The organism is Xanthomonas pisi DSM 18956, from assembly GCF_001010415.1.
Lineage (GTDB): Bacteria > Pseudomonadota > Gammaproteobacteria > Xanthomonadales > Xanthomonadaceae > Xanthomonas > Xanthomonas pisi.
This window is the reverse complement of sequence record NZ_JPLE01000088.1, coordinates 1-5,545: the sequence shown is the minus strand read 5'-3', so window position 1 is coordinate 5,545 and position 5,545 is coordinate 1. Positions and strand designations below refer to the sequence as shown.

Below are 5,545 nucleotides of genomic sequence, written 5' to 3'. Positions count from 1 at the left end.
CCTCGAAATGAGGTGTTGACGGCAAGAAAAAGTCCGCTATAATGGGCGGCTCGCTTCGACGGAAACGACGAAGCTGACGGGAACGGCGCTGAGGCCACTCCCAATGTTCTTTGACAGTGTGCGCAGGTAATTTGTGCGGACGCCTGCAGGAAGGATGATTGTCCATCTTGCAGACGTTTAATCAAAAAGCAACATATTAATTGCTTTGCAAGCGATAAGTTGTCAGTGGTTGAACTTCTGCAGCTAAAGTAATTTGCCTTCGGGCACGTAATTTTAAGTGAAGAGTTTGATCCTGGCTCAGAGTGAACGCTGGCGGCAGGCCTAACACATGCAAGTCGAACGGCAGCACAGTAAGAGCTTGCTCTTATGGGTGGCGAGTGGCGGACGGGTGAGGAATACATCGGAATCTACTCTTTCGTGGGGGATAACGTAGGGAAACTTACGCTAATACCGCATACGACCTACGGGTGAAAGCGGAGGACCTTCGGGCTTCGCGCGATTGAATGAGCCGATGTCGGATTAGCTAGTTGGCGGGGTAAAGGCCCACCAAGGCGACGATCCGTAGCTGGTCTGAGAGGATGATCAGCCACACTGGAACTGAGACACGGTCCAGACTCCTACGGGAGGCAGCAGTGGGGAATATTGGACAATGGGCGCAAGCCTGATCCAGCCATGCCGCGTGGGTGAAGAAGGCCTTCGGGTTGTAAAGCCCTTTTGTTGGGAAAGAAAAGCAGTCGGTTAATACCCGATTGTTCTGACGGTACCCAAAGAATAAGCACCGGCTAACTTCGTGCCAGCAGCCGCGGTAATACGAAGGGTGCAAGCGTTACTCGGAATTACTGGGCGTAAAGCGTGCGTAGGTGGTGGTTTAAGTCTGTTGTGAAAGCCCTGGGCTCAACCTGGGAATTGCAGTGGATACTGGGTCACTAGAGTGTGGTAGAGGGTAGCGGAATTCCCGGTGTAGCAGTGAAATGCGTAGAGATCGGGAGGAACATCCGTGGCGAAGGCGGCTACCTGGACCAACACTGACACTGAGGCACGAAAGCGTGGGGAGCAAACAGGATTAGATACCCTGGTAGTCCACGCCCTAAACGATGCGAACTGGATGTTGGGTGCAATTTGGCACGCAGTATCGAAGCTAACGCGTTAAGTTCGCCGCCTGGGGAGTACGGTCGCAAGACTGAAACTCAAAGGAATTGACGGGGGCCCGCACAAGCGGTGGAGTATGTGGTTTAATTCGATGCAACGCGAAGAACCTTACCTGGTCTTGACATCCACGGAACTTTCCAGAGATGGATTGGTGCCTTCGGGAACCGTGAGACAGGTGCTGCATGGCTGTCGTCAGCTCGTGTCGTGAGATGTTGGGTTAAGTCCCGCAACGAGCGCAACCCTTGTCCTTAGTTGCCAGCACGTAATGGTGGGAACTCTAAGGAGACCGCCGGTGACAAACCGGAGGAAGGTGGGGATGACGTCAAGTCATCATGGCCCTTACGACCAGGGCTACACACGTACTACAATGGTAGGGACAGAGGGCTGCAAACCCGCGAGGGCAAGCCAATCCCAGAAACCCTATCTCAGTCCGGATTGGAGTCTGCAACTCGACTCCATGAAGTCGGAATCGCTAGTAATCGCAGATCAGCATTGCTGCGGTGAATACGTTCCCGGGCCTTGTACACACCGCCCGTCACACCATGGGAGTTTGTTGCACCAGAAGCAGGTAGCTTAACCTTCGGGAGGGCGCTTGCCACGGTGTGGCCGATGACTGGGGTGAAGTCGTAACAAGGTAGCCGTATCGGAAGGTGCGGCTGGATCACCTCCTTTTGAGCATGACGTCATCGTCTTGCGGGCGTCCTCACAAATTACCTGCATTCAGAGATTCATACCGGCACAGGTCGGTATGCGAAGTCCCTTTTGGGGCCTTAGCTCAGCTGGGAGAGCACCTGCTTTGCAAGCAGGGGGTCGTCGGTTCGATCCCGACAGGCTCCACCATATTGAGTGAAAAGACTTCGGGTCTGTAGCTCAGGTGGTTAGAGCGCACCCCTGATAAGGGTGAGGTCGGTAGTTCGAGTCTACCCAGACCCACCACTCTGAATGTAGTGCACACTTAAGAATTTATATGGCTCAGCGTTGAGGCTGAGACATGTTCTTTTATAACTTGTGACGTAGCGAGCGTTTGAGATATCTATCTAAACGTGTCGTTGAGGCTAAGGCGGGGACTTCGAGTCCCTAAATAATTGAGTCGTATGTTCGCGTTGGTGGCTTTGTACCCCACACAACACGGCATATAGTTCCGAGGCAACTTGGGGTTATATGGTCAAGCGAATAAGCGCACACGGTGGATGCCTAGGCGGTCAGAGGCGATGAAGGACGTGGTAGCCTGCGAAAAGTGTCGGGGAGCTGGCAACAAGCTTTGATCCGGCAATATCCGAATGGGGAAACCCACTGCTTCGGCAGTATCCTGCAGTGAATTCATAGCTGCTGGAAGCGAACCCGGTGAACTGAAATATCTAAGTAACCGGAGGAAAAGAAATCAACCGAGATTCCCTAAGTAGTGACGAGCGAACGGGGAACAGCCCTTAAGCTGGAATGGCTTTAGAAAAACAATCTGGAAAGATTGGCCATAGAAGGTGATAGCCCTGTATTTAAAAGGGCCATTCCAGTGAAGACGAGTAGGGCGGGGCACGTGAAACCCTGTCTGAATATGGGGGGACCATCCTCCAAGGCTAAATACTCCTGACCGACCGATAGTGAACCAGTACCGTGAGGGAAAGGCGAAAAGAACCCCGGAGAGGGGAGTGAAATAGATCCTGAAACCGTGTGCGTACAAGCAGTAGGAGCTCGCAAGAGTGACTGCGTACCTTTTGTATAATGGGTCAGCGACTTACTGTTCGTGGCAAGCTTAACCGTATAGGGGAGGCGAAGGGAAACCGAGTCTGATAAGGGCGCATAGTCGCGGGCAGTAGACCCGAAACCGGGTGATCTAGTCATGGCCAGGGTGAAGGTGCCGTAACAGGTACTGGAGGCCCGAACCCACGTCTGTTGCAAAAGACGGGGATGAGCTGTGATTAGGAGTGAAAAGCTAATCGAACCCGGAGATAGCTGGTTCTCCTCGAAAGCTATTTAGGTAGCGCCTCGGACGAATACTACTGGGGGTAGAGCACTGTTATGGCTAGGGGGTCATCGCGACTTACCAAACCATTGCAAACTCCGAATACCAGTACGTACTATCCGGGAGACACACGGCGGGTGCTAACGTCCGTCGTGAAAAGGGAAACAACCCAGACCCACAGCTAAGGTCCCAAATTCACTGCTAAGTGGAAAACGATGTGGAAAGGCACAGACAGCCAGGAGGTTGGCTTAGAAGCAGCCACCCTTTAAAGAAAGCGTAATAGCTCACTGGTCGAGTCGGTCTGCGCGGAAGATTTAACGGGGCTAAGCAGTGAACCGAAGCTTGGGGTGCATAAAACTTGTTTTATGCGCGGTAGAGGAGCGTTCCGTAAGCCTGCGAAGGTGGATTGAGAAGTCTGCTGGAGGTATCGGAAGTGCGAATGCTGACATGAGTAACGATAATGCGGGTGAAAAGCCCGCACGCCGAAAGCCCAAGGTTTCCTTGCGCAACGTTAATCGACGCAGGGTTAGTCGGTCCCTAAGGCGAGGGCGAAAGCCGTAGTCGATGGGAAGCAGGTTAATATTCCTGCACCTCGCGTGAGTGCGATGGAGGGACGGAGAAGGTTAGGTGTACCGGGCGTTGGTTGTCCCGGGGAAAGGCGGTAGGTTTGGATCTTTGGCAAATCCGGGATCCTTTAAGACCGAGCACCGAGACGAGCCTTTATGGCGAAGTCACTGATACCACGCTTCCAGGAAAAGCTCCTAAGCTTCAGCTCACGAAGACCGTACCGTAAACCGACACAGGTGGGTAGGATGAGAATTCTCAGGCGCTTGAGAGAACTCGGGTGAAGGAACTAGGCAACATGGCACCGTAACTTCGGGAGAAGGTGCACCCTTTTTGGTGGCTCATGCGAGCTATAGCTGAAGAGGGTCGCAGAAACCAGGCCGCTGCGACTGTTTATCAAAAACACAGCACTCTGCAAACACGAAAGTGGACGTATAGGGTGTGACGCCTGCCCGGTGCTGGAAGGTTAATTGATGGGGTCAGCCGCAAGGCGAAGCTCTTGATCGAAGCCCCAGTAAACGGCGGCCGTAACTATAACGGTCCTAAGGTAGCGAAATTCCTTGTCGGGTAAGTTCCGACCTGCACGAATGGCGTAACGACAGCGGCGCTGTCTCCACCCGAGACTCAGTGAAATTGAAATCGCTGTGAAGATGCAGCGTTCCCGTGGCAAGACGGAAAGACCCCGTGAACCTTTACTATAGCTTTACACTGAACGTTGAGTTCGTCTGTGTAGGATAGGTGGGAGGCTATGAAACTGTGGCGCTAGCTGCAGTGGAGCCATCCTTGAAATACCACCCTGTCGTGCTTGACGTTCTAACCTAGATCCGTTATCCGGATCAGGGACCGTGTATGGTGGGTAGTTTGACTGGGGCGGTCTCCTCCTAAAGAGTAACGGAGGAGCACGAAGGTACGCTCAGCGCGGTCGGACATCGCGCACTGTGTGCAAAGGCATAAGCGTGCTTGACTGCAAGATCGACGGATCAAGCAGGTACGAAAGTAGGTCTTAGTGATCCGGTGGTTCTGTATGGAAGGGCCATCGCTCAACGGATAAAAGGTACTCCGGGGATAACAGGCTGATACCGCCCAAGAGTTCATATCGACGGCGGTGTTTGGCACCTCGATGTCGGCTCATCACATCCTGGGGCTGTAGTCGGTCCCAAGGGTATGGCTGTTCGCCATTTAAAGTGGTACGCGAGCTGGGTTCAGAACGTCGTGAGACAGTTCGGTCCCTATCTGCCATGGGCGTTGGAAGTTTGAGAGGGGCTGCTCCTAGTACGAGAGGACCGGAGTGGACGAACCTCTGGTGTTCCGGTTGTCACGCCAGTGGCATTGCCGGGTAGCTATGTTCGGAAGCGATAACCGCTGAAAGCATCTAAGCGGGAAGCGCGCCTCAAGATGAGACTTCCCGGGGCACAAGCCCCCTAAAGGAACCATATAGACTATGTGGTTGATAGGTCAGGTGTGTAAGTACAGCAATGTATTGAGCTAACTGATACTAATGATCCGTGCGGCTTGACCATATAACCTCAAGTTGCCTTGGTCCCAACGAACGTTGGTAGATCATCAAACGCAAGCTACGTCACAAGTTAACTATGCGAGACGAGCGCCGTAGGTGCTTCCATACGCAAACGCTTGCACAGCCATGTGCACACGTTTGAGGAAGCTCCAACTGGCGACACTCCAACCGTCTCCCTGGTGAAATTAGCGCTGTGGAACCACCCGATCCCATCCCGAACTCGGAAGTGAAACGCAGCTGCGCCGATGGTAGTGTGGCTCAAGCCATGCGAGAGTAGGTCATCGCCAGGGGCTTTACCCGAAACCCTCAGTCCGCAAGGATTGGGGGTTTCTTCTTTGCCGCGCACACCGAAAGCG

General features: G+C 53.4%; 2 tRNA genes and 3 rRNA genes. All 5 read left to right on the top strand.

The window, feature by feature from the left end:
* Window positions 1-274 precede the first annotated feature (274 nt).
* The 5 genes from Y887_RS16580 to rrf all read left to right on the top strand — a co-directional run bounded on the left by Y887_RS16580 (window position 275) and on the right by rrf (window position 5,479).
* A 16S ribosomal RNA gene (locus tag Y887_RS16580) occupies window positions 275-1,821 on the top strand.
* Between the two features lie 92 nt (window positions 1,822-1,913).
* Window positions 1,914-1,989: transfer RNA gene (locus tag Y887_RS16575), tRNA-Ala, on the top strand.
* A 19-nt stretch (window positions 1,990-2,008) separates the two neighbouring features.
* Window positions 2,009-2,085, top strand: a tRNA-Ile gene (locus Y887_RS16570).
* 227 nt (window positions 2,086-2,312) lie between these two features.
* Window positions 2,313-5,193 (top strand): 23S ribosomal RNA (locus tag Y887_RS16565).
* A gap of 171 nt (window positions 5,194-5,364) precedes the next feature.
* Window positions 5,365-5,479: ribosomal RNA gene (rrf, locus tag Y887_RS16560) — 5S ribosomal RNA — on the top strand.
* Together the 16S, 23S and 5S rRNA genes with 2 tRNA genes alongside form the textbook arrangement of a ribosomal RNA operon.
* Window positions 5,480-5,545: the final 66 nt, after the last annotated feature.